This window comes from Paraburkholderia silvatlantica (genome assembly GCF_003096715.1).
GTDB classification, from domain to species: Bacteria; Pseudomonadota; Gammaproteobacteria; order Burkholderiales; family Burkholderiaceae; genus Paraburkholderia; species Paraburkholderia silvatlantica.
Genome location: NZ_QEOL01000031.1, coordinates 78738 through 98556 on the forward strand (window position 1 = coordinate 78738; position 19819 = coordinate 98556).

The window sequence follows — 19819 nt, forward strand, 5'->3', positions numbered from 1 at the left end:
TCGAGCTGCGGCTCAGGTGAGCCTCAACGGTTCGATCAACAGCTTTTCTTCCTCGAGCCGGATCTGAGCCGGCTTGCCCCGCACGTCGTCGGCGAGTGGCACTTCAGTGGTACGGTAGATGCCCGCAATCGAAATCAGTTCCGCCTCGAGGCTCGTGCAGAAAATGCGTGCGTCGTGGTTGCCGTGCACGCCCGCGAGCGCGCGGCCGCGCAACGGCGCGTAAATATGGATGTTGCCCTCGGCGATCACTTCCGCGCCGTTGGAAACGAGGCCGAGCACGACTACGTCGCCCTTCGCATAGATGCGCTGGCCCGAGCGCAACGGCCGGTCGATCACGAGCGTGGGTTCTGCGCGCGCGCCCGATGCGCCGGCGTCGAGCGTCGCCGCCGCGCTCACCGTTGCCGCTGCGCTCGTTGCGGCGGCGGCCGGGTCCGTTTCGGCGGCAAAGAGTTCGGGTTGCGCGGCGGTGACTTGCGGCGCGGTGGAAGCGGTAGCCGAAGCATTCGATAGCTCGCCGTCGCTTGCGCCATCTTCGGCGGCCGGCTTCGCGCCTGCGCCGCGGCGGTCGCGTGCCTCGAGGAACGGCAGGCCTGCCGCTGCGGCCCAGCCGTGTTGCTCAGGTTGTGCAACCACGCCGACCGGGCGCATGCGCACGCTTTCGAGCAGACGCGCGATGTCGCCGAGCGCGACCTGTTCTCCGTCGGCGAGACGCCGCACGTCGATCGCGACGGTGTCGTTTGCGAAGAATTCGGGCGTCGCCTCGAAGCGCCGCGTGAGCTCGGCGCGCATGGCATCGAGCTCGGTCGTCTTGACCACGAACAGAAGCGTATCGACTGAACCGCTCTTCAGTTCGAAATATGGCGATTTCCTGGGCGACATGGCGTTCGGCTAAAAATTTTGCGTATTTTACAGGCGCGGACGCACACGGCCATTATTTTTAATGGGGCATTCAGCCAAATTCGCTGCCGGATACGTACAACTCATGCACCAGCAAAAATCGCGCAAACAAAGAGCGCGCGAAGCGCGAACGCGCCGCGCGTGTACAGACGGACTGGTTCGGTGTGGCGTACGCAGGGAAGCGAAACGCGAACGCCGGGCGTTATGACGGTGAAGCGGGCGATGAAGCGGACTTCGTGTGCTCGCCGAGCGCGCGCATAAGCAGCGTTTCCCACTGCTCGGGCTGCTGCTGGCTGCGCGCATGGTCGCCGGTGGCCACGAAGCCGAGGCGCTCGTAGAAGCGCATGGCCGTGGTGTTCGTGTCGGTGATCCAGGCGTAGACCTGCGTGGCGCCTTCGCTCACGAGCCAGTCGATGGCGCAGTTCAGCAGCAATTCGCCGCCGCTCAGATGACGCACTGCAGGCGCGACCCACAGCGCCGAGACGAACGCGCGGCGCGCCGGCGCGCTTTCGAAGCTCGCGCCGATCAGACCGGCCGGATGGCCCTCGGTGTAGAGAATGAACGACGTGCCCGTATGCGACACCGCATGCCGCGCCGCCGCGGCGTCGAAAACGGCGGCATCGGCGGATAGCGCGTCTTCGAGCGTGTCGCCAAATGCATAAGGCGCGTCGCGCAGCGAAGCGGTTCGAAGCTCGCGGAGCACGGCACCCTGATCGGCGGCGATACGGCGAACGGTCAGTGACGGACTCATGCAGTCGTAAACCCCAATAAAGCGCTAACGCGTAGCTTTAACCGAACTGGCTTGAGAGTCAAATCCTTATTTGACAATTGCCGGCATGCGACGCCCTGCGCGCGCGCCTTGACAGACGGCCCCAGAGGCCGCACAGCCATGCTCATGGGGCCTCATAGGCGCCTGTGCCGTCCGGCCAGGGCGTGAGGAGCTCGTAGCCGTCGTCGGTGACCGCGACCATGTGTTCCCACTGCGCCGAGAGCGAGCGGTCGCGGGTGACGACCGTCCAGCCGTCGCGCTGCACGGTTGTGCCGGCGCGGCCCGCGTTGACCATCGGCTCGATCGTGAAGACCATGCCCGGCTTCAGGCGCACGCCCTGCCCCGGCTGGCCGTAGTGCAGCACCTGCGGTTCCTCGTGGTAGACCTTGCCGATGCCGTGGCCGCAGTACTCGCGCACGATCGAGAAACCGTCCGCCTGCGCGCGCCTCTGGATGGCGTTGCCGACGTCGCCGAGCGTCGCTCCGGGCTTCACCTGGCGGATGCCGGCAAGCATCGCCTCGTAGGTCGTGTCGATCAGTTGCCGGCCCACGGTGCTCGGCGTGCCGACGCAGTACATGCGGCTCGTGTCCCCGAAATAGCCGTCCTTGATCACGGCTACGTCGATGTTGATGATGTCGCCGTCCTTGAGCACCTCGCCGCGATTCGGAATGCCGTGGCAAACCACGGAATTGACGGACGTGCAGATCGTCTTCGGAAAGCCGAGGTAGCCGACATTGGCCGGCACGGCCTTGAGCGTGTTGACGATGTAGTCGTTGCAGATCGCGTCGAGGTCGTCGGTGGAGACGCCCGGCTTCACGTGCTCGCCGATCATCGCGAGCACGTCGGCGGCGAGCCGGCCAGAAATGCGCAGGCGGGCGAGATCGTCGGCAGACTTGTAGGTGATAGGCATCGATGGACCGAAGTGGGCGCGGCGGCGGGCGAGAACCTGCGCCGCGAATTCAAAGGAGCGATTGTAACGGCGCTAGCGGCGCTGCGGCGTCGCTAGCGCTGCAACCCGCAGCAACTCGTGTCATCCCGATGACGCCGGACGCGGAATTTTCAGAGGTCTCCGCTTGTTCGAGCTCGAGCCGCCGTCAGGAATGGGAAATATCTTACATCGCGGGCGATTCCGGCATGCACGCCGGAACACGAGCAGAAAAGCAAAAACCCCTGCAGCGGTTAAGCATGCAGGGGTTTTCTGAATCTGGCGGAGAGGGTGTCCGCCATAATAAAACTCTCCTATCGTGACTGATAGTGCCCTACTGTCACCCGAAACCCCTTGTATGGTGGCGCTTGTGTCGATTCGATGGTCTCCTACCGTAATCACAGGTACACTCCAATTTCACCCGAAATCATGGGAAAAAAATGGGGGCGCCGACGATGGCGACACGCGAAAAGAACCGATTGAACCCATTGGCCGTCAAGCGCGCAACCAAGCCTGGGTATCTGGCCGACGGCGACGGCCTCTACCTGCTCGTCGCCAAGGGTGGCAGCGGCGGCAAAAGCTGGGTGCTGAGATACACGATTGACGGCCGGACGCGTGAAATGGGCCTCGGTAGTGCGGGCGAGAACCGCAAGGACCGGTTGAGCCTTGCCGAGGCACGGAAAAAAGCCATCGATGCGCGAGCCAGATTGCGCGACGGCGAAGATCCAATCGACGCGCGCCAAACCGCACAGCGTGCCAGGAAGCAAGCTAAAGCCCAACAACGCACATTCGCCGAGGCCGCCGCCGAATGCATCGCAGCGAAACGCGTCGAATGGACCAACGTCAAGCACTCGCAACAGTGGGAAAACACCCTCGCCACCTATGCCTATCCGCATTTCGGCAAATGGCCCGTCGAGCAGGTAGACAAGACCGCGATCCTGCACGCGGTGCGCCCCATCTGGACCGTGAAAATCGAGACCGCGACGCGCCTGCTTGGCCGCATACGGGCGGTATTGAGGTTCGCCGCCAGCGCCGGCTACCGCCCCGCCGTTGACCCGTCTGTGTGGGATGACATTGCCGAGGTGTTGCCAAAGGCGTCAAAGCTGCGGCGCGAGAGCCGTGAGCATCACGCTGCCGCACCCTATCGTGAGATACACGGCATCGTCCGGTCGGTACGCGCCAGTACGGCGTCGCCGGCCACGCGCAGCATTTTCGAGTTCATCATCCTCACGGCCGCGCGCAGCGGCGAGGCTCGTGGCGCACGCTGGGGCGAACTCGATATCCGCAACAGGTGCTGGCTCGTGCCGGCCGAGCGCATGAAAGCGCGCAAACCGCATCGCGTACCCCTGTCCGACCGCGCCGTCGAAATCCTCGGTGACATGCGTGAGGCGCGCGGCACGAAAAACCCGGCAGCCGACGAACTGGTATTTCCGGCGCCGCGCGGCGGCATGCTCTCGGACATGGTGCTGACACAGCTCATGCGGCGGACGGAGCTGCCGTACACGATGCACGGCTTTAGGTCGTCGTTTCGCGATTGGGCCGCCGAACAGACCGCCTTTGCGCGCGAAGTCGCCGAGCATGCACTCGCGCACCAGGTCGAGGACGAAGCCGAGGCTGCGTATTTCCGTTCTGACTTGTTCGCTCGCCGCCGCGAGCTGATGAATGCATGGGCGGAGTTTCTGGAGACCGCGCCGGCCGCCGAGGACGACGACGAAAATGTGATCCCTCTGCGCGCAGCGAAGTAATCGAGGCGCCCCCGCGCGCCGTTGGAGCGCCGCGCGGGGGCTAACCACAACCCTGCTCGACCAGGAGCACGGCAATGGCTAGTTCAAATCCTAATCACGACGGCGTGCGCTGTCTCGTGAAAAGTACGTGGCGCACGCGTCGCGTCCTCCCCGACGCACCGAGGCAGCACGAGCACGCTGCGCGGCGCCGTTTCGATTTCTGGCGCCTCGTCGCCAGCGTCGAGACTCACACGACTGCCATCGGCGTGGAACTGATCGACCCCGGCCAGTGGATCGACGTCGATACGTTCTGGCTCGAGCGCCCGACGCTCCAGTACCGGCGCGCGTGCGGCACGCGCATGTGGCCGTACCGGCCTGCAACACACCGCACGACCCGATGGCGACTCCAGGAACGCTCCGACATTGCGCGCTCGATGCGCGAGACCGTGAGCAAGGCCGTTGAATCGGGCGTACTGGAGGCGCTCGGCGACGACGGCCGCCCCTATGCACGCCTGCGCGAGCCGCTGGGACGCTATTTCATCGAGCGCACGAAATGGGAGTGGTTTGCACGGCTCACCTGGGGCGAGTGGATCGGCACGCGCCGCGTCACCGCCGACGCGGCGAGACCGCCAGCCGGCGAATGGACCGACGCGCGCCTCGCCACCATGGCAGACGCGCACGCGGCGCTGCTCGCCGGAAATGTGCGGAACGCAACTCAACAGCTCGCGAAACAGCATGGCGTATCCGACCGGCAAATCCGCAAGCTCCTCAAGCGCGCCCGCGAAAGCCCCCGCGTACTGCTCCTGCGAAAGCGGAAATGAGCAACGCGGGCGCCAGGGGATTCCGGGTAAGGCCCGCAAACCCTTGTCCAGCAAAGCGCAAGGGGTTCCGGGTTGCGGTCGCAGGGGGGGCCGGGTTCATGCTTGCTCCGATCACTGTCGGAGGGAATATGAAAAAAACGGAACCCGCGAACGTCACGACACCGGACGACACTCCTGTCGCCGTGCTCCGCCCCGAGGGCGCCGCGACCTATATCGGCGTATCGGAGGGAAAGCTCTGGAAGCTCGCGAGAGACGACCCCGACTTCCCAACGCCGTTCAAGCTCGGGCCGAGGATCACGGTTTTCCGAGTCCGCGAGCTTGATCGCTGGCTCGATATCGCCGCCGCCAGGAATGTGGCGTCGAAAGTCGAGCCGCTGAGAAAGGCGCGCGCCCAGCGTGAAGCGAAGCGCTCCACCGGCGACGAGCCCCGTAACGAGGCGGCATAACTCAACAGTTAAAAAAAATCCGGCACGAGGCCGGAAAGGAAAATAGCGTGAGCATTCTAGCGGCCGTTGATCGGCCCGTAAACACGAGGACCGCGCGATGAATGCGCGCCATCCCGTTTCATTGGAGACCGCGCTGGCGCGCGCCTGCGATGAGATCGGCGTCCGGTTTCCCGGCGTGCCATCACGCCCCGGAGAGTGGCACCGCGCCGACGTCGGCGAGCACGCAAATGGCAAGAGCGATGCGAGCATCAAGGTTTTTGCCGGAGGTGCCGGCGGCATCGTCAAGAACTGGCAGACCGACGAGATCCGCGTGGTTTTCGCCGACGATGGACGCGCGCTCTCCCCGGACGAGCGGGCCGAGCGCAAACATCGACTCGACGAGGCGCGCCGGGAAGCCGAGGCCGAGCGCGAGCGTCGCGCGAAGGATGCGGCGGCGACGGCGTTCGCTATCTGGAACAAGGCAACGCCAGCGCGCGACGATCATCCCTATCTGGCGCGCAAGCTCGTGCGGGCCGTCGAAACGTTGCACGAAATCGACGTGAAGGGACTCAAGTCAGTGGCGGGCTATGCACCGAAATCGGACGGCGAGCCGTTACAGGGCCGCGTGCTCGTCGCGCCCGTCTATACAGGCGCCAAGCTCGACAAGCTCTCAACGATCGAACTGATCGACGAGACGGGCCGTAAGTCCGCACTCGCCGGCGGCGTGAAAAGCGGCGGCGCTTGGGCCGTCGCGCCAGTCCCGGCCGAAGCTGCCAGCATCGTAATCGCCGAGGGTGTTGCGACCGCATGCTCGATTCACGAAGCGACCGGCTGGCCGACCGTGGCGGCGCTCTCGGCCGGTAACCTCGCCGCCGTCGCGAAAGCGGTGCACGCGAAACATCGCGGGGCCTCGATCATCGTCGCGGGGGACCTGGGCAACGGCCAGGAAGCGGCCGGCAACGCGGCGCGCGCCGTGGGCGGAATTGCGGTGTTTCCCGACTTTGGCGCCGACAGCGCCGACGGCCAAACCGACTTTAACGACCTCCGCCAGGCGCGCGGCACCGAAGCCGTGCGCGCGCAGATTGAGGCGGCGATTGCGAGCGCCGACGACGAATACCCCGACATCAAACATCGGCCCTGCTGGCGAATTTATCCCGAATGGAAGGATGCCGAGGGCGTCAAGCTCAAGCCCGGGGTCTACCTCCACACCGTGAAGCACGGCAAGCATGACGAAGCGCCCGAGCTGATCGACAAACACATCGCTACACCTATATGGGTCAGAGCTAAGACCCGCAACCGCGAAGATTCCGACTATGGCCGCCTGCTCGAAATGCAGTCCGACGCCGGCCTTAAGAAATGGGCGATGCCCATGGAAATGCTCGCCGGCGACGGCAACGAAATACGTGCCGTGCTACTGCGCGAAGGCGTGACGTTCGAGAATCGGAACCGTAGCAGTGTGCTCGATTACATTGTCGGCCAGCAGCCGAAGCGAACAATGCGCTCGGCCAGCGTTACGGGTTGGCATGAGGGCGCTTTCGTCTTGCCGTCTCAAGTGATCGGCGCCGACGACATCTGGTTTCAGTCGACCGGCCGCGAGGCGCCTTACGCAACAGCCGGAACGTTCGAGGGCTGGCGCGAGCTAGCCGCGCTCGCGAACGAGAATCCGCTCATGATGTTCGCCATGGCATCGGCTTTCGTCGGCCCACTGCTGCACTACCTGAATATCGACGGGGGCGGCGCGCACCTTTACGGTGATTCTTCGTGTGGCAAAACGTCTGCGGGGCGCGCGGCAGTAAGTGTTTGGGGGAGCCCGCGATTCGAGCGTAAGTGGAAGGCTACGAGCAACGGCCTCGAAGGTGCGGCCGTTTTGCATTCCGACACCATGCTCATGCTGGACGAGATCAACGAAATCAAGCCGCAAGACCTTTACGACACAGCCTATGGCCTCGTAAACGGTGTAGGCAAAACGCGCGCAAACCGGTACGGCGAGGCACGACAGGCAGCGCGCTGGCGCGTCTTTCTGCTGTCGACGGGCGAGCTGACGGTGGCGGCCCGTATGGCGATGGGAGGCATTGAGGCAATGGCGGGCCAGCTCGTGCGCATTCTCGACGTCCCCGTGGTTGGCACTCACGGCATTTTCGAAAACCTGCACGGCCGAAAATCCGGCGGCTTGCTGGCCGACGAGGTGCGCGACCTGGCCGCGAAGCATTACGGCCATGCCGGACCGCTCTTTGTCGAAAAGCTGATCGGCGAGATCCGCGACGGCTTGCGTTTGACCGAGGCGCTGGCGGCCATCGTGAAGGACTATTTCACGGCGGAATCCGATCAGGAGCGCCGCGCCGCCCGCATTTTTGCCCTATGCGCGCTGGCTGGGGAACTGGCCGCACGCTGGAATATTGCACCGTGGCGAGCGGGCGAGCCGTCCGAAGCCGCGCAGCACGCCTTCATGCTCTGGCGGTCGCAGCGGCAGGATGACGGGCGCGGAAGCGAGCACGCGGCAATCCTGCGCGCGGTTTCTGACTTCATCGACAGACATGGCGACAGCCGCTTTTCCAACATCGCCGTCGAACGAGCCGACCCAGTCCGCGAGCGTGCCGGGTACTACCAGCTAGACGGCGACAGACGCTTGTATCTCTTTACGTCGGGCGCTCTACGCGAAGCGACGCGTGGATATGACTTTTCCCGCGTGCTGCGCGCGCTCGACGAAGCGAAGGCGATCGTCAAGCAGGCTCCGAATCGCAAAGACCAACAAGCTCGAACGCTCGACGGTCGGCGCCCATGGTTCTATCACATCGACGCCGAAAAGCTCGACGGTTGAAATGATTAGTGCGGATTTATTTTTTGTGTGGTGACAGTGGTGACACCGTGCAACTCATATCCAGCAAGGGTTTTGCTGTCACCACTACTAAAAAATTAACTGGTGACGGTGGTGACAAACTGAATCGCCGTCATCACTGTCACCGCGTGTCACCAAGGGGGCTGTGAAGCGCAAAGCCTTATCTGGCAAGGGTTGCACGACGTCACCGCCGTCACCACCGAAAAAGTAATAACCGGAGCGCAATCATGTTGTCGAAAGGGATTCAAGACGACGGGAAATCGCCAGCAGCCAATGCGCCAGCCAGCGGTGTCGACGTGCCGCGCGCCGACGGTGGCGAGGACGCCCCCTGCTGGCCGTGGGCGCCCCTCTTGACGGTCGACGACGTGCGCCGCATGCGGGTCGCACTCGTCCAGACAATCGAGACGCTGGCGGAATTTGAGGGCTGGCCGCGCGAACTGCTCGACGACGTGCTCGCGCACGCCGTGCGCGGGCCGCTCTCTGCCCTGTTGCCGGATCTGAACCACTTCGCGGAGCGCCTCGCCGAAGCGCGGACCGAACGGGCCGCGCGCATCGCGCTCAAGCGGCGGACGTGGCGACTCCAGGGACTGGACGACCGGCGAGGTAAATATCGATGAAAGTCACGCGGAAACGGACGCTGGCGGACCGTATGTCCGCCACAGACCCACGTTTGACTGCACTTACAGCTAGTTTCAGATTGTTTTCCAACGCCTGTTCCCATGTTTGCCGTGTGCGCTGTCACGGCGATCGGAGAATGAAATGATCGACGCGTTAATAGCCGGGACACTCGCGTGCGAGTCGCAGCAGCGCCGCGCGGGCAATGGGAACAGTTATGTGCTCGCGCGCCTTCGCGTGCCGCAGGGTGACGGGCCGGCTCTTTTCGCGGCCGTGTTCGCGTTCGATCGCGACGTGTGCGAGCAACTCGTGGCGCTCTCGCCTGGCGACGCAGTATGCATCGTGGGCGCGCTCAAGATGGACGTGTGGACACCGGACGACGGCGAGCCGCGCATCAATCTCACGATCACGGCCAGCGCGCTCGTGACGCCCTACCACGTCCAGCGCAAGCGCAAGGCAATGCAGGGCATCGCCGGCCGCCAGCGAGCGACGGCGAATAGCGCGGAGGAGGAGTTCCAGGACGACATTTAGGCCGCTGGTAATTTTCCTGGCCGCTGCGCCTGATTTGTGAAATTTGTCGCTACGACAAGGGTTTCCGAGGCAGCGGATATCGCAATTAATTATTTTCACATTGCCAAAGGGTTTTCCCCCCGCCGGTCTTCCCGGTTTTTCCCGGCGGATCTTTTTCCCGTTCGAGAGGAGCGCAACCATGGAAACCATCATCCGCCGTAGCGTCGCCGGTTACGACATCATCAACGCGAAAACTGGCGTGATTTTGGCGACGTTCTCTGACTGTTCCTGCAACGGCTCACCCGTCAGCGACGCCGCTGGCCCCGATCCCGACGCCGCCCGCGCGGCGTGGCTTCGCAGGCTCACCGATAGCCGTATGCCGCCCACGCCTGACGACGTTGCACGTAGCATGTCGCGGGCGGCCGTCGCGGGTGGACAGGCGCCGAGCTGGAGCCCGGCAATGATGCAACCCGGCGTCGGCAGTGCGAACGAGCAGGCGCAACAGCACTATCGTACGATCGCGGCCGAGCGCGAGCGCCATGCCGCCGAGGAGCAAAACCGCGCCGCCCGCAATATTGCTGAGCAGATCCTCCGCGAGCGCGATGCGTTGGCCGCACGAGGCAACGAAGCGGCGGCGGCGCGTGAGCGCTCGCTCGAAAGCGCCAGAATCGCGAACCAGGCGGCTCAGCGGACTGTCGTTCCCGATGAAGCTATGCCAGACGTCGATGCCGCACGGGCCGTGTATGTCCGGAGCCTGACGCGAGGTGCGCAATGAGCAGCGAACTCAACACCCCCCGGAACCCGTCAGAAGCCGCCACCGGCAAGCGCGGCCGGCTAGCGACACGACAGGCCGTGCGACGCGCGATCGCGGCAGACCCGGAAGTGAGCAACGCCGAGATCGCGCGGAAACTCAACACTTCGAGAAATACCGTGATCGACGAGCGCTTGCGTCTGCAACAGGACGCCAGCGCAACACCGGACGCTGAATCCCAACAGGACCAGTCCGCCGACCGCCCGAGAGCGAGCGCGCCTCCCGCCTATAACAAAAAGGCCGACGCGATCGCGCTACCTGTTGAGCAGGTGCCTGCGGCCGATGTTGCTGACGCACTGCCGGGGCTGCTGCTCGACCGGCTCCGCGAGCTGCGCGAACGGCACGAGGCCGCGAATGCCGAGCGTCACCGCCTCGCACGGCCGGCCGAGGATGATCGTGGCGCCATCGAGGCGAAGCGCGAGGAGCTGAACCGCCTCCGGAAAACCCGTGCAAAGCTGGAATTGCGCGGCAAGCGCGACGAGCTGCGCAAGTGGATCGAGGCGAACGGCGAACGTGTTGCCGAGCTGCACCGCCAGTTGTCCGTGAGTGCCGAACTGGCCGAGGCGAACGCGATCGCCCGTCGCGATGTGCTGCGCGATCGGCTGGCCGAACTGGACGCCGAGCAAACCGAAATCGAGGTTGAACTGGCCGGGACGCTGGACGACTACGCCGCCTGGCTGACGCAATCGTTGCGCGTGCAACGGGACGCGCTCAATGCGGCCGCTACGCGCGTCAGCGCAACGATTGTGGCCCTGGGCCGCCTCGGTCGGCAGAGCGACTTCGGCGACGCACGCGCACCGCGCGTCATGGTGCGCTCGGCGCAGAAATTCCGTGGCGAGGGCTTCGGCGCATTTGTCGACGAAGCGCGAGCGCGGGAAATAGTCGCGGCGTTTTCACGACAGGTTGGCCCGCAGTTTTTGCGCGCGTGAGCTGTAACACCGACAAGCCGGCGAGTGTCGGGCTGGCGAAGAGTTACTCCTGCCTTCGCCAGCGAACAACCCCGGCAGCCGCGCGGCCCCGTTCCGCATCCGGAGATGGGCGCGGCACCGACCATTTTCGCGGAGGTATCCCGACGTGAAGCACGACAGCGCGAAGAAACCCAACGGACGCCCCGCATTTTTGCCGACCAAAACGCAGCGGGAGATCGTGTGTGCGCTGCTCGCGTGCGGCGTTCCGCACGACCTCTGCCGGCTGCACGTAATCAACCCAGAGACGCACCGACCGCTCAATTATCGGACGTTCGTCCGCGCCTTCGAGCACGAGATCCAGACCGCCGTGACGATGCAGTGTGCTCGCGTGACGCAAAACCTCTACAGGATCGCCGTCGGCGACTCGCCACAGGCCGTCCAGGCCGCGATGTTCTGGTTGCGCTGCCGTGCCGGCTGGCGGGCCGCAGAGCCCGAGGACGTCAAGCCGCCGCTCGACGGTCCGCCGCGCACATTCACGAGCGAGGCCGAAGTCGAGGCGCACGTCAAGGAACTGATCGAGCGTTATGGCCGCAGAAGTCGCACGAATTGAATCGGGGTTTTTGCAGGCTAATTAGGGGGGCGTTTTTCGTTGTAGAAACCCCTAGGGCTTCGCGCTCTCCCCTGCCTGACGGGACGTCACATCGCATGCGGAGGCGATGAGTATCAGCCGCGAACTCAAGTTCAACTCTTCGCTGCGCTCAACAAGCGCCGGCTCACGAGCGGTTCCGCTACAGGTAGAGACCGGACGGTCTCGACGCAATTCGTCTCCGGTTGCATCGAGGCCGACTGATCGCGGTATACGCTCGCGTCACAAGCATCGCTGATCGACCCTAAGTCGCCACTCCGCGCTTAAGGTAGAGCAGAAAACCCGCTTTACGGCTTCAGGAAAAATACGCTCCCCACGACTTGCCAAGTATTTATTGCCCAGAACTAGCGACAGCTTGTGGAATAGCGCCCCAATCTGTGAATAGCGGGTATAGATAGAGATGAAATGTTATATTTCCAGGAGTGTATTCTTCGAGCGTGGCCCATTCGTGGTCGTTGATTTTCCACAGAGTCTTATGCTTCTTTTGAGCGTATGGCTCTCCAAAACCGGTGAGCATGAGCTTTTTTACCAACTCCGCACCCGCCTCGCGATCTCTGAATTGATATAGAATCGCGGAGACTTTCCGATTTTTATCGAAATAGTATGCAGCCTGCGAGAAAACAGCATTCTCATCCGTTACGTCATACGTAATATATTGATTATCCTCATCCCATTTTGCACCGGGTAAGCGTGTCAGAATCTCTTGAGCAGGTGTGCCGATGATCACGCTGTCGAGCCCGAGAGGATAAACGCTACCGGGGATAAATGGTGACTTCATGACGGCGAGGCGCTCATCCGCGCGAGAAGCCGCTAGTTCCTTTTTGACCTTTTCCAGTTCTCCGGCAGTGTTAGCTGCACCTGCTGATAGCTCTGTTAATTTTTCGATCTTGTTGGTCAATAGCGTGTTGGACAGCGGCATGATAACTGTCGCAAACAGAGTGGCAGTGCCTGCCGCCGAAAGCGCGGCTACCACCAGCCTGCTATCTTTCCAGTCGCTACGTGTTGGTGATTGAGCATTCAATCGCCGCTGTGAAGGTTTGACTTGCGCTCTCTTCATTATTTTTCGTGCGTGAGGCGATTCCTCGGAGTAACTTCCCCGAATGGTATGAGATGGCGATGTAGATCGGTTTTTCGACGATTGGCGGCCGTAGGAGATTTTTTGCACTGGCTACGACCCAAGAATCGCTTTCTTACCACGTTACTAAAAGCTATATCTCTCCTATCTCCATTGACAACTTGACAATTTCGGCCCAAGGATAGCAGTTTGCCCGTATGCAAGCCAGTGGACCAGTGATCATTCAAGAGGCGCCAACCAAGGGTTGCAGCGAACACGGAAGAGCGGGACGCTCTGACGCGCCCTGCCGCCACGCTATCGAGAAGTGCATGCACGCCCAACAGCGCGTCGGAACGTTCGAGGCAGCTCTAGTCGAATATCCGTAAGCGGCCGGACCCAAAGCGGCACGTTGCTTCGACCATTAGCGCCCATGTATTGGGTGCACCTCTGAACGCGAGGGCCTTTCATGCGACTCTTGCTTTCATCACCGCTCGATCGTAGGGGCCGCTGGATCGCTAGTCGCTTGTTTCGAATCGCCCAACAAATCGGGTGGTAGCGGGAAAATCATGGTCGCTATGAATGCGCCGATTATCGACCAGTTATCCCGCCAGGTGAACAGTGGGACAATCTGATAATCAAACATCCTGACGACTGTGTCGGCAGTAATCCATGCTAGCGTAACTCGACCCGCGAGCCATAAGATTTCCTTTGTCTTGAACGACTGCGTCGATTTTGTTGCGCTGAACTTCTTGATCTGTAGGCCGCTAAGTAAAAATCCAACAAGCACAAGAGCGATTACGCCATACCCTAAATGAGCCGTATAGAGCACAATCCCCCGGATGGGATATGTTGTAGGCATCTCTACATGTGGCGCACCAACCACGCTTAAATCAGCTCCCTTTATATCTGCTGTCCAGCTGAGAACGCCGGAATCGTCCGCATATGGATTTTCTGCTAGCGGAACTCCGGCCGCTCGGTAAAGCAGGATATTAATCGAAACTTCTTCATTAATATTTAGCAACATCGGATCAACTACGGCTTGGGTATCGCCAGTGAGTGTTACTTTAACGGGCGCATGACCCGGCGCAGGATTCACACCGACGTAAAGTATTCTTTGACCGGGTGTCGCCTTTATCGTAATCGGCGTCTCAAAATCGGCCTTCGCCAAGTTACGGCCACTGAGATTGCGCAATGTGTAAGGGCGCATTTCAAGGTGCCCCAGCGGCACCGGTTTATCGTTAAGCGTCAAGCCAAATTGCGGAGCGTCGCTGCCGTTGATCAAGGTTGGCGCGCCAAACAGGGCGTACGTAAATCCGCGCTGAACCTGTACCGCGCCGGCAGTTGGCGCTGCCTCCTGCTTAAAATAAGGAGGGACCACGGCGAGGGCAATCGGAACAATGACGCCCACAACCACCCCGTCGCCCAAGATCCTGCGAATTTTGCGAATCAGCTCTTGCATCTCCGTTACCCCGTATATCGTCGCTTTCGTACGATCTAGAGAGTGTAGCGGAATCAAAACCAAACAAACGCCGCCCCGATCGCCATGCCTCGGCTTTACAGCCTCGGTGGTTGTCCAACTACGCTAGGGGCGACTCCGGTCGCTTCGCCAGGGACCGGCGCGGGGTAGAGATCGGGGCTTGGGGCTGGGTTACTTGGCGGCATCTCCGATAAGTTGCGTTACGGACTGACGGCGAACCTTGATTCCATGCTGAGCCAGGTACGCGCGCCAATAGCTCATGATTTCCCGAGTGAATTCATGTAGCGGCATCGCCGCGCCGTCTGAAAGATGGACCGTGATGTCAGGCCCTTCGACTTCGGCGAATTTAACCTCGCCCCGTCCATTGGCGTATATCTCGATGAATTTGGACTTGTGGCGGCGTACTGCCTTGGTGGGCGGTGGCTCGCGGAGCTGGAAGTGCTTCGTGGAATTGGCAATGTCCCTCGCAGCAGCAAGGGAAGGAACTTTGCTCCACTGCTCGTGAAATTGCTGTTGGTCTATCTTTTCGATGCCAAGGTGCTCAAGGACATAGTCACGCATGGCATGCGCGGTAACGCAGAAATTGAAGAAGTGATCTGCCTTATGAATACGACTGCGGGCGTGGAATGCGCGATATGACTCGCGTTCAAGTTTCCGGTACAAGGCCCCGGGCGAATTCAAGGAAGGTGTGAGCGTCACAATTGCACTCGCTTGCAGATGGGGATTGGTCCGCTACGGCACAGAGAACCCGCACGCGAGGTACGAGGCCGCGAAAGTAGAAAAGCGGCGACCCAAAAGCAAAAACGCGCGCACTTCACAGTGCACGCGTCGAGCATGGGATAAAGCATGGGAAATCGTCACGCGCCTTCCTGATAGCCTTATCCCATAGGGGAATTTGGCGGAGAGGGTGGGATTCGAACCCACGGTACGGGGAAACCGTACGCCTGATTTCGAGTCAGGTACATTCGACCACTCTGCCACCTCTCCGGGGCACTGCTTTTTTACTGCTTCCCCAGCGTTGGTCGGCAACCGGAGAAGCGAAGATTATAGAACATTTTTTGAATTCTGCAAGCCCTCATTGGAAAAAGTTTCGAGAGCAAGGAAATTCGCATGTTCTGTGCGCGGAACAGCGCCTCAGGCGCCTGCTTCGAGACGCGCCACGCCGCCCATATACGGCCGCAGCACTTCCGGCACGGTGACCGAGCCATCCGCTTCCTGATAGTTCTCCAGCACGGCAACGAGCGTGCGGCCCACGGCGAGGCCCGAGCCGTTGAGCGTGTGGACGAGTTCCGGCTTGCCCTGCGCGCTGCGGTAGCGGGCCTGCATGCGGCGCGCCTGGAACGCTTCCGTGTTCGAGCAGCTCGAAATCTCGCGATAGGTGTTCTGCGCGGGCAGCCACACTTCGAGGTCATAGGTCTTGGCCGCCGAGAAGCCCATGTCGCCCGTGCAAAGCGTGATGACGCGATACGGCAGGCCGAGCTTCTGCAGGATGGTTTCCGCGTGGACGACCATCTGCTCGAGCGCGTCGTACGACGTTTCGGGCGCAACGATCTGCACCATCTCGACCTTGTCGAACTGGTGCTGACGGATCATGCCGCGCGTGTCGCGGCCATACGAACCGGCTTCCGAACGGAAGCACGGCGAGTGTGCCGTGAGCTTGATCGGCAGCGCGCTGCCTTCCACGATGCTCTCGCGCACCGTGTTCGTGAGCGAGATTTCCGAGGTCGATATGAGGTACTGCGTGACCGTGTTCTCGCCGCCGCCCTTTTCCACGCGGAACATGTCGTCGGCGAACTTGGGCAGTTGGCCCGTGCCGTACAGGATTTCCGGGTTGACGATGTAGGGCGTGTACGCTTCCGTGTAGCCGTGGTGGAGCGTGTGCGTGTCGATCATGAACTGCGCGAGCGCGCGGTGCAGACGCGCGATCTGGCCGCGCAGCATCGTGAAGCGCGCGCCAGAGAGCTTCGCGCCCGTCTCGAAGTCTAGACCCAGCGGCGTGCCGACGTCCACGTGATCCTTCACCTCGAAGGCGAACGCGCGCGGCGTGCCCCAGCGGCGCACTTCCACGTTGTCCGCCTCGTCCTTGCCCGCGGGCACGCTTTCGTGCGGCAGGTTCGGCACGCCGAGCAGCAGGTCCGAAAGCTTCGCCTGGATCTCGTCGAGCTTGCCGGCCGACGTCTTCATCTCGTCGCCGATGCCGCCCACTTCGGCCATGACCGCCGAGGTGTCCTCGCCGCGGCCTTTCATCGCGCCGATCTGCTTCGACAGGCTGTTGCGGCGCGCCTGGAGCTCTTCGGTGCGGGTCTGGATGGCGCGGCGTTCCGCTTCGAGCGCGGCAAAAGCCGCGACGTCGAGGGTATAGCCGCGGTCGGCGAGGCGCTTCGCGACGCCGTCGAGGTCTTTGCGCAGCAGCTGGATGTCGAGCATGGGATTGTGAGACGCAGTGTCGTTGTGTGAAGGGACGATTTTAGCGCACCGGCCAGGGCATCCCGGCGCGGCTGGCATCGCCGTTGTTCGAGGCAGCTCAGCCCTTGCGCTTCCTGTCGCGAAGTTCATCGCGGTGTTCTTCGCGCCATTGCGCGTCGAGATCGGCCAGACGCGCGAGCTTTTCGCCGATCTTGCCCTCCAGCCCGCGCGGCGTGGGCTGATACCAGCGCGGCTCGCGCATGCCGTCAGGCAGATAGGTTTCGCCGGCCGCGTAGGCGTCGGGTTCGTCGTGCGCGTAGCGGTATTCGTGGCCGTAGCCCAGCTCTTTCATGAGCCTCGTCGGCGCGTTGCGCAGATGGATGGGCACTGCGCGCGACTGGTCCTTGCTCACGAAGCGCCGTGCCTCGTTATAGGCGTTGTAGCCCGCGTTCGATTTCGGCGCGACAGCCAGATAGATCACGGCCTGCGCGAGCGCGAGCTCGCCTTCGGGCGAACCGAGGCGCTCGTAGGTCTCGGCGGCGTCGAGCGTGATGCGCCCGGCGCGCGGATCGGCGAGGCCGATGTCCTCCCACGCCATGCGCACGATGCGCCGCGCGAGATAACGCGGGTCCGCGCCGCCGTCGAGCATGCGGCAGAACCAGTAGAGCGCGCCGTCCGGGTTGCTGCCGCGCACCGACTTGTGCAGCGCGCTGATCTGGTCGTAAAACGCATCGCCGCCTTTGTCGAAGCGGCGCAGGTTTTCGGCGAGCGCGCTGCCGAGCAGTTCGCTGTCGATCCCGGTCTTCTTTTGCTGGGCGGCCGCGCGCGCGACGATTTCGAGGTTGTTCAGGAGCTTGCGCCCGTCGCCGTCGGCGGAACCGATCAACGCCTTTTTTGCTTCGTCCGTGAAAGTCAGGCCGCCCAGTTCCCCGCTCGCGCGCTCGAGCAGTTCGCCCTGCTCCTCCTCGTCGAGGCTCTTGAGCACATACACGGCGGCCCGGGAAAGCAATGCGCTGTTCACCTCGAACGACGGGTTTTCCGTCGTCGCGCCGATGAACACGAAGAGGCCCGACTCCACATGCGGCAGGAAGGCGTCTTGCTGGCTCTTGTTGAAGCGATGGACCTCGTCGACGAACACGAGCGTCTGGTGGCCGTGCGCACGATGCAGCTGCGCCTGCTCCACGGCCTCGCGGATGTCCTTTACGCCCGAGAGCACCGCCGAGAGCGCGATGAATTCGGCGTGGAAGGCATCGGCCATGAGGCGCGCGAGCGTGGTCTTGCCCACGCCCGGCGGCCCCCAGAGGATCATCGAATGCGCTTCGCCCGACTCGAATGCGACGCGCAGCGGCTTGTTGGGCCCGAGCAGATGCTTCTGGCCGATGACCTCGTCGATGGAGCGCGGGCGCAGCCGTTCGGCGAGCGGGACGTTGGCACGGGTTTCTTCAAACATGACGTTTTCGCGATAATGACGGCTTGCCGGCTGGCCGCGGGTGTGTTGCAAATTCGGTGGCAGATCGGGGCACGGCGCCCGACACCACAAAACGGCCCGTCGCACCGGATGCAGTCGTGCATTATGACAGCGTGCGCCGCGGCGCGAAGCGCGGGCAGAGCCGCTCGAGCCGCCCCCGGATGAAACAGACAAAACAGACGATACAGAGGAAAGCGTTCCAGATGACTCAAGATTCGCACGCCGGCGAAGCCGGCTCCACCTACGCGCCGAACGTGCCCGTGCCCGACGCGCGCCGTCAGTTCCGCACCGGCGACGCCTTCGCGCTGTGGTTTTCGCTCGGCATCGGCCTGCTCGTCGCGCAGGCGGGCGCGCTGCTCGTGCCGGGCCTCTCGCTGCCCCACGCACTGATGGCCGTCGTCATCGGCAGCGTGATCGGCGTCGTGCTGCTCGCGCTCGCGGGCGTGATCGGCACGGACACGGGCCTCGCCGCGATGTCGTCGCTGCGCCCGACGCTCGGCGTTCGCGGCGCGTCGGTGCCGGCCGTCATCAACATGGTGCAGCTCGTGGGCTGGGGCTCGTTCGAGATCATCGTGATGCGCGATTCCGCCGATGCGCTCGCCAAGCAAGCCTTCGGCCTGTCGATGCCGCTCGTCTGGACCCTGATCTTCGGCGTGCTCGCCACGCTGCTCGCCGTCAGCGGTCCGCTCTCGTTCGTGCGGCGTTTCCTGCGCACGTGGGGCATCTGGCTGCTGCTGGCGGGCGCGGCCTGGCTCACGTGGAGCCTGCTCGTGAAGCAGGACCTGGGCGCGCTGATGCGCCGCCCGGGCACCGGCGAGATGCCGTTTGGCAGCGCCATCGACCTCGTGGTGGCGATGCCGCTCTCGTGGCTGCCGCTCATTGCCGACTACACGCGTTTCGGCCGCAAAGCGGGCGAAACCTTCCGCGGCACGCTGTTCGGCTATGGCATCGCGAACCTGTGGTTCTATGCGCTCGGCGCCGTCTACGGCCTCGCCGCGGGCGGCGGCGACGCGCTCCTCACCACGGCGCTCGCGCAGGCCGGCGGCGGCTTCGCGCTGCTGCTCGTGCTGATCGACGAAATCGACAACGCCTTCGCCGACATCCACTCGGCCGCGGTCTCGACCGGCACGTTCTGGACGCGCGCCAGCGTGCCATGGCTCTCGGCGGCGTTCGGCGCGCTGTGCACGCTGATCGGCCTCGTCGTGCCGATGGCGAAGTACCAGAATTTCCTGCTCTTCATCGGCTCGGTGTTCGCGCCGCTCTTTGGCGTGGTGCTCGCCGATCACTTCATCGTACGCCGCCGCCGCATCGACGCGCAGGCGCTCACCGAACTGAACGGCGCCTATGGCTATTCGGGCGGCTGGCACGTGAGCGCGTTCGTCGCGTGGGCGGTCGGTTTCGGCGCGTATCAGGCGCTCAACCAGTGGCTGCCGAACCTCGGCGCAACGCTGCCTTCGCTGGTGATCGGCGCGCTGTGCTATCTCGTGCTCGCGGGGCGCCGGCGCGCGGCTTACGCGTAACCCGCCG

At 63.1% G+C, this 19819-nt stretch carries 18 protein-coding genes and 1 tRNA gene; 10 read left to right on the forward strand and 9 right to left on the reverse strand.

What is annotated here, in order from left to right; translation table 11 throughout:
- Nucleotides 1–12: 12 nt before the first annotated feature.
- The 3 genes from minC to map all read right to left on the reverse strand — a co-directional run bounded on the left by minC (nucleotide 13) and on the right by map (nucleotide 2576).
- Nucleotides 13–879: a septum site-determining protein MinC gene (gene minC, locus C7411_RS31915; RefSeq protein ID WP_110388033.1), complete on the reverse strand. Its 867-nt coding sequence runs from the start codon at nucleotides 877–879 to the stop codon at nucleotides 13–15.
- A 220-nt stretch (nucleotides 880–1099) separates the two neighbouring features.
- The gene (locus tag C7411_RS31920) at nucleotides 1100–1648 is read right to left on the reverse strand and encodes a GNAT family N-acetyltransferase (RefSeq protein WP_110388034.1); all 549 of its coding nucleotides are present in this window, start codon (nucleotides 1646–1648) and stop codon (nucleotides 1100–1102) included.
- A gap of 142 nt (nucleotides 1649–1790) precedes the next feature.
- Nucleotides 1791–2576, reverse strand: a complete 786-nt coding sequence (map, locus tag C7411_RS31925; protein WP_110388035.1) for a type I methionyl aminopeptidase — start codon at nucleotides 2574–2576, stop codon at nucleotides 1791–1793.
- A 470-nt stretch (nucleotides 2577–3046) separates the two neighbouring features.
- Between map and C7411_RS31930 the strand changes: the two genes are divergently transcribed.
- From C7411_RS31930 to C7411_RS31965, 9 genes are all read left to right on the forward strand, one after another.
- Nucleotides 3047–4336: a tyrosine-type recombinase/integrase gene (locus tag C7411_RS31930; protein WP_110388063.1), complete on the forward strand. Its 1290-nt coding sequence runs from the start codon at nucleotides 3047–3049 to the stop codon at nucleotides 4334–4336.
- A 74-nt stretch (nucleotides 4337–4410) separates the two neighbouring features.
- Entirely contained in the window at nucleotides 4411–5136 is a 726-nt protein-coding gene (locus C7411_RS37695; protein ID WP_165822930.1) for a hypothetical protein, read from the forward strand.
- A 128-nt stretch (nucleotides 5137–5264) separates the two neighbouring features.
- Nucleotides 5265–5582 (forward strand): helix-turn-helix transcriptional regulator, encoded by a 318-nt coding sequence (locus tag C7411_RS37700; RefSeq protein ID WP_165822931.1) that lies wholly within the window; start codon nucleotides 5265–5267, stop codon nucleotides 5580–5582.
- A 97-nt stretch (nucleotides 5583–5679) separates the two neighbouring features.
- The gene (locus C7411_RS31940) at nucleotides 5680–8379 is read left to right on the forward strand and encodes a TOPRIM and DUF927 domain-containing protein (protein WP_110388037.1); all 2700 of its coding nucleotides are present in this window, start codon (nucleotides 5680–5682) and stop codon (nucleotides 8377–8379) included.
- Nucleotides 8380–8624: 245 nt separating this feature from the next.
- Nucleotides 8625–9014, forward strand: coding sequence for a hypothetical protein (locus C7411_RS31945; RefSeq protein ID WP_110388038.1), 390 nt, complete (start codon nucleotides 8625–8627; stop codon nucleotides 9012–9014).
- 142 nt (nucleotides 9015–9156) lie between these two features.
- On the forward strand, nucleotides 9157–9543 hold the full coding sequence (locus C7411_RS31950; protein WP_110388039.1) for a single-stranded DNA-binding protein: 387 nt from the start codon (nucleotides 9157–9159) through the stop codon (nucleotides 9541–9543).
- A gap of 178 nt (nucleotides 9544–9721) precedes the next feature.
- Entirely contained in the window at nucleotides 9722–10297 is a 576-nt protein-coding gene (locus C7411_RS31955; protein ID WP_110388040.1) for a hypothetical protein, read from the forward strand.
- Nucleotides 10294–11262: a hypothetical protein gene (locus tag C7411_RS31960; RefSeq protein ID WP_110388041.1), complete on the forward strand. Its 969-nt coding sequence runs from the start codon at nucleotides 10294–10296 to the stop codon at nucleotides 11260–11262. The genes C7411_RS31955 and C7411_RS31960 overlap by 4 nt, the downstream gene beginning before the upstream one ends.
- A 145-nt stretch (nucleotides 11263–11407) precedes the next feature.
- Nucleotides 11408–11851: a hypothetical protein gene (locus C7411_RS31965; protein ID WP_110388042.1), complete on the forward strand. Its 444-nt coding sequence runs from the start codon at nucleotides 11408–11410 to the stop codon at nucleotides 11849–11851.
- Between the two features lie 367 nt (nucleotides 11852–12218).
- Here the strand turns inward: C7411_RS31965 and C7411_RS31970 are convergent, their stop codons facing one another.
- The 6 genes from C7411_RS31970 to C7411_RS31995 all read right to left on the reverse strand — a co-directional run bounded on the left by C7411_RS31970 (nucleotide 12219) and on the right by C7411_RS31995 (nucleotide 18274).
- Complete coding sequence (locus C7411_RS31970) at nucleotides 12219–12944, reverse strand: hypothetical protein (RefSeq protein WP_133253730.1); 726 nt, start codon at nucleotides 12942–12944, stop codon at nucleotides 12219–12221.
- A 481-nt stretch (nucleotides 12945–13425) separates the two neighbouring features.
- A complete protein-coding gene (locus C7411_RS31975) occupies nucleotides 13426–14400 on the reverse strand; it encodes a hypothetical protein (RefSeq protein ID WP_110388044.1) in 975 nt (324 codons plus the stop codon).
- Between the two features lie 189 nt (nucleotides 14401–14589).
- The gene (locus C7411_RS31980) at nucleotides 14590–15117 is read right to left on the reverse strand and encodes a hypothetical protein (RefSeq protein WP_165822932.1); all 528 of its coding nucleotides are present in this window, start codon (nucleotides 15115–15117) and stop codon (nucleotides 14590–14592) included.
- Between the two features lie 197 nt (nucleotides 15118–15314).
- A tRNA-Ser gene (locus C7411_RS31985) sits at nucleotides 15315–15405 on the reverse strand.
- A 147-nt stretch (nucleotides 15406–15552) separates the two neighbouring features.
- Nucleotides 15553–16845, reverse strand: a complete 1293-nt coding sequence (serS, locus tag C7411_RS31990; protein WP_110388046.1) for a serine--tRNA ligase — start codon at nucleotides 16843–16845, stop codon at nucleotides 15553–15555.
- 97 nt (nucleotides 16846–16942) lie between these two features.
- Nucleotides 16943–18274, reverse strand: a complete 1332-nt coding sequence (locus C7411_RS31995; RefSeq protein ID WP_110388047.1) for a replication-associated recombination protein A — start codon at nucleotides 18272–18274, stop codon at nucleotides 16943–16945.
- Nucleotides 18275–18495: 221 nt separating this feature from the next.
- Between C7411_RS31995 and cytX the strand changes: the two genes are divergently transcribed.
- Nucleotides 18496–19812: a putative hydroxymethylpyrimidine transporter CytX gene (gene cytX, locus C7411_RS32000; RefSeq protein WP_110388048.1), complete on the forward strand. Its 1317-nt coding sequence runs from the start codon at nucleotides 18496–18498 to the stop codon at nucleotides 19810–19812.
- Nucleotides 19813–19819 lie beyond the last annotated feature (7 nt).

What these genes read in the sequence shown, in the direction of transcription:
- minC (WP_110388033.1), bottom strand. Translation starts at nt 879, where the DNA reads ATGTCGCCCAGGAAATCGCCATATTTCGAACTGAAGAGCGGTTCAGTC.
- C7411_RS31920 (WP_110388034.1), bottom strand. Translation starts at nt 1,648, where the DNA reads ATGAGTCCGTCACTGACCGTTCGCCGTATCGCCGCCGATCAGGGTGCC.
- map (WP_110388035.1), bottom strand. Translation starts at nt 2,576, where the DNA reads ATGCCTATCACCTACAAGTCTGCCGACGATCTCGCCCGCCTGCGCATT.
- C7411_RS31930 (WP_110388063.1), top strand. Translation starts at nt 3,047, where the DNA reads ATGGCGACACGCGAAAAGAACCGATTGAACCCATTGGCCGTCAAGCGC.
- C7411_RS37695 (WP_165822930.1), top strand. Translation starts at nt 4,411, where the DNA reads ATGGCTAGTTCAAATCCTAATCACGACGGCGTGCGCTGTCTCGTGAAA.
- C7411_RS37700 (WP_165822931.1), top strand. Translation starts at nt 5,265, where the DNA reads ATGAAAAAAACGGAACCCGCGAACGTCACGACACCGGACGACACTCCT.
- C7411_RS31940 (WP_110388037.1), top strand. Translation starts at nt 5,680, where the DNA reads ATGAATGCGCGCCATCCCGTTTCATTGGAGACCGCGCTGGCGCGCGCC.
- C7411_RS31945 (WP_110388038.1), top strand. Translation starts at nt 8,625, where the DNA reads ATGTTGTCGAAAGGGATTCAAGACGACGGGAAATCGCCAGCAGCCAAT.
- C7411_RS31950 (WP_110388039.1), top strand. Translation starts at nt 9,157, where the DNA reads ATGATCGACGCGTTAATAGCCGGGACACTCGCGTGCGAGTCGCAGCAG.
- C7411_RS31955 (WP_110388040.1), top strand. Translation starts at nt 9,722, where the DNA reads ATGGAAACCATCATCCGCCGTAGCGTCGCCGGTTACGACATCATCAAC.
- C7411_RS31960 (WP_110388041.1), top strand. Translation starts at nt 10,294, where the DNA reads ATGAGCAGCGAACTCAACACCCCCCGGAACCCGTCAGAAGCCGCCACC.
- C7411_RS31970 (WP_133253730.1), bottom strand. Translation starts at nt 12,944, where the DNA reads ATGAAGAGAGCGCAAGTCAAACCTTCACAGCGGCGATTGAATGCTCAA.
- C7411_RS31975 (WP_110388044.1), bottom strand. Translation starts at nt 14,400, where the DNA reads ATGCAAGAGCTGATTCGCAAAATTCGCAGGATCTTGGGCGACGGGGTG.
- serS (WP_110388046.1), bottom strand. Translation starts at nt 16,845, where the DNA reads ATGCTCGACATCCAGCTGCTGCGCAAAGACCTCGACGGCGTCGCGAAG.
- C7411_RS31995 (WP_110388047.1), bottom strand. Translation starts at nt 18,274, where the DNA reads ATGTTTGAAGAAACCCGTGCCAACGTCCCGCTCGCCGAACGGCTGCGC.
- cytX (WP_110388048.1), top strand. Translation starts at nt 18,496, where the DNA reads ATGACTCAAGATTCGCACGCCGGCGAAGCCGGCTCCACCTACGCGCCG.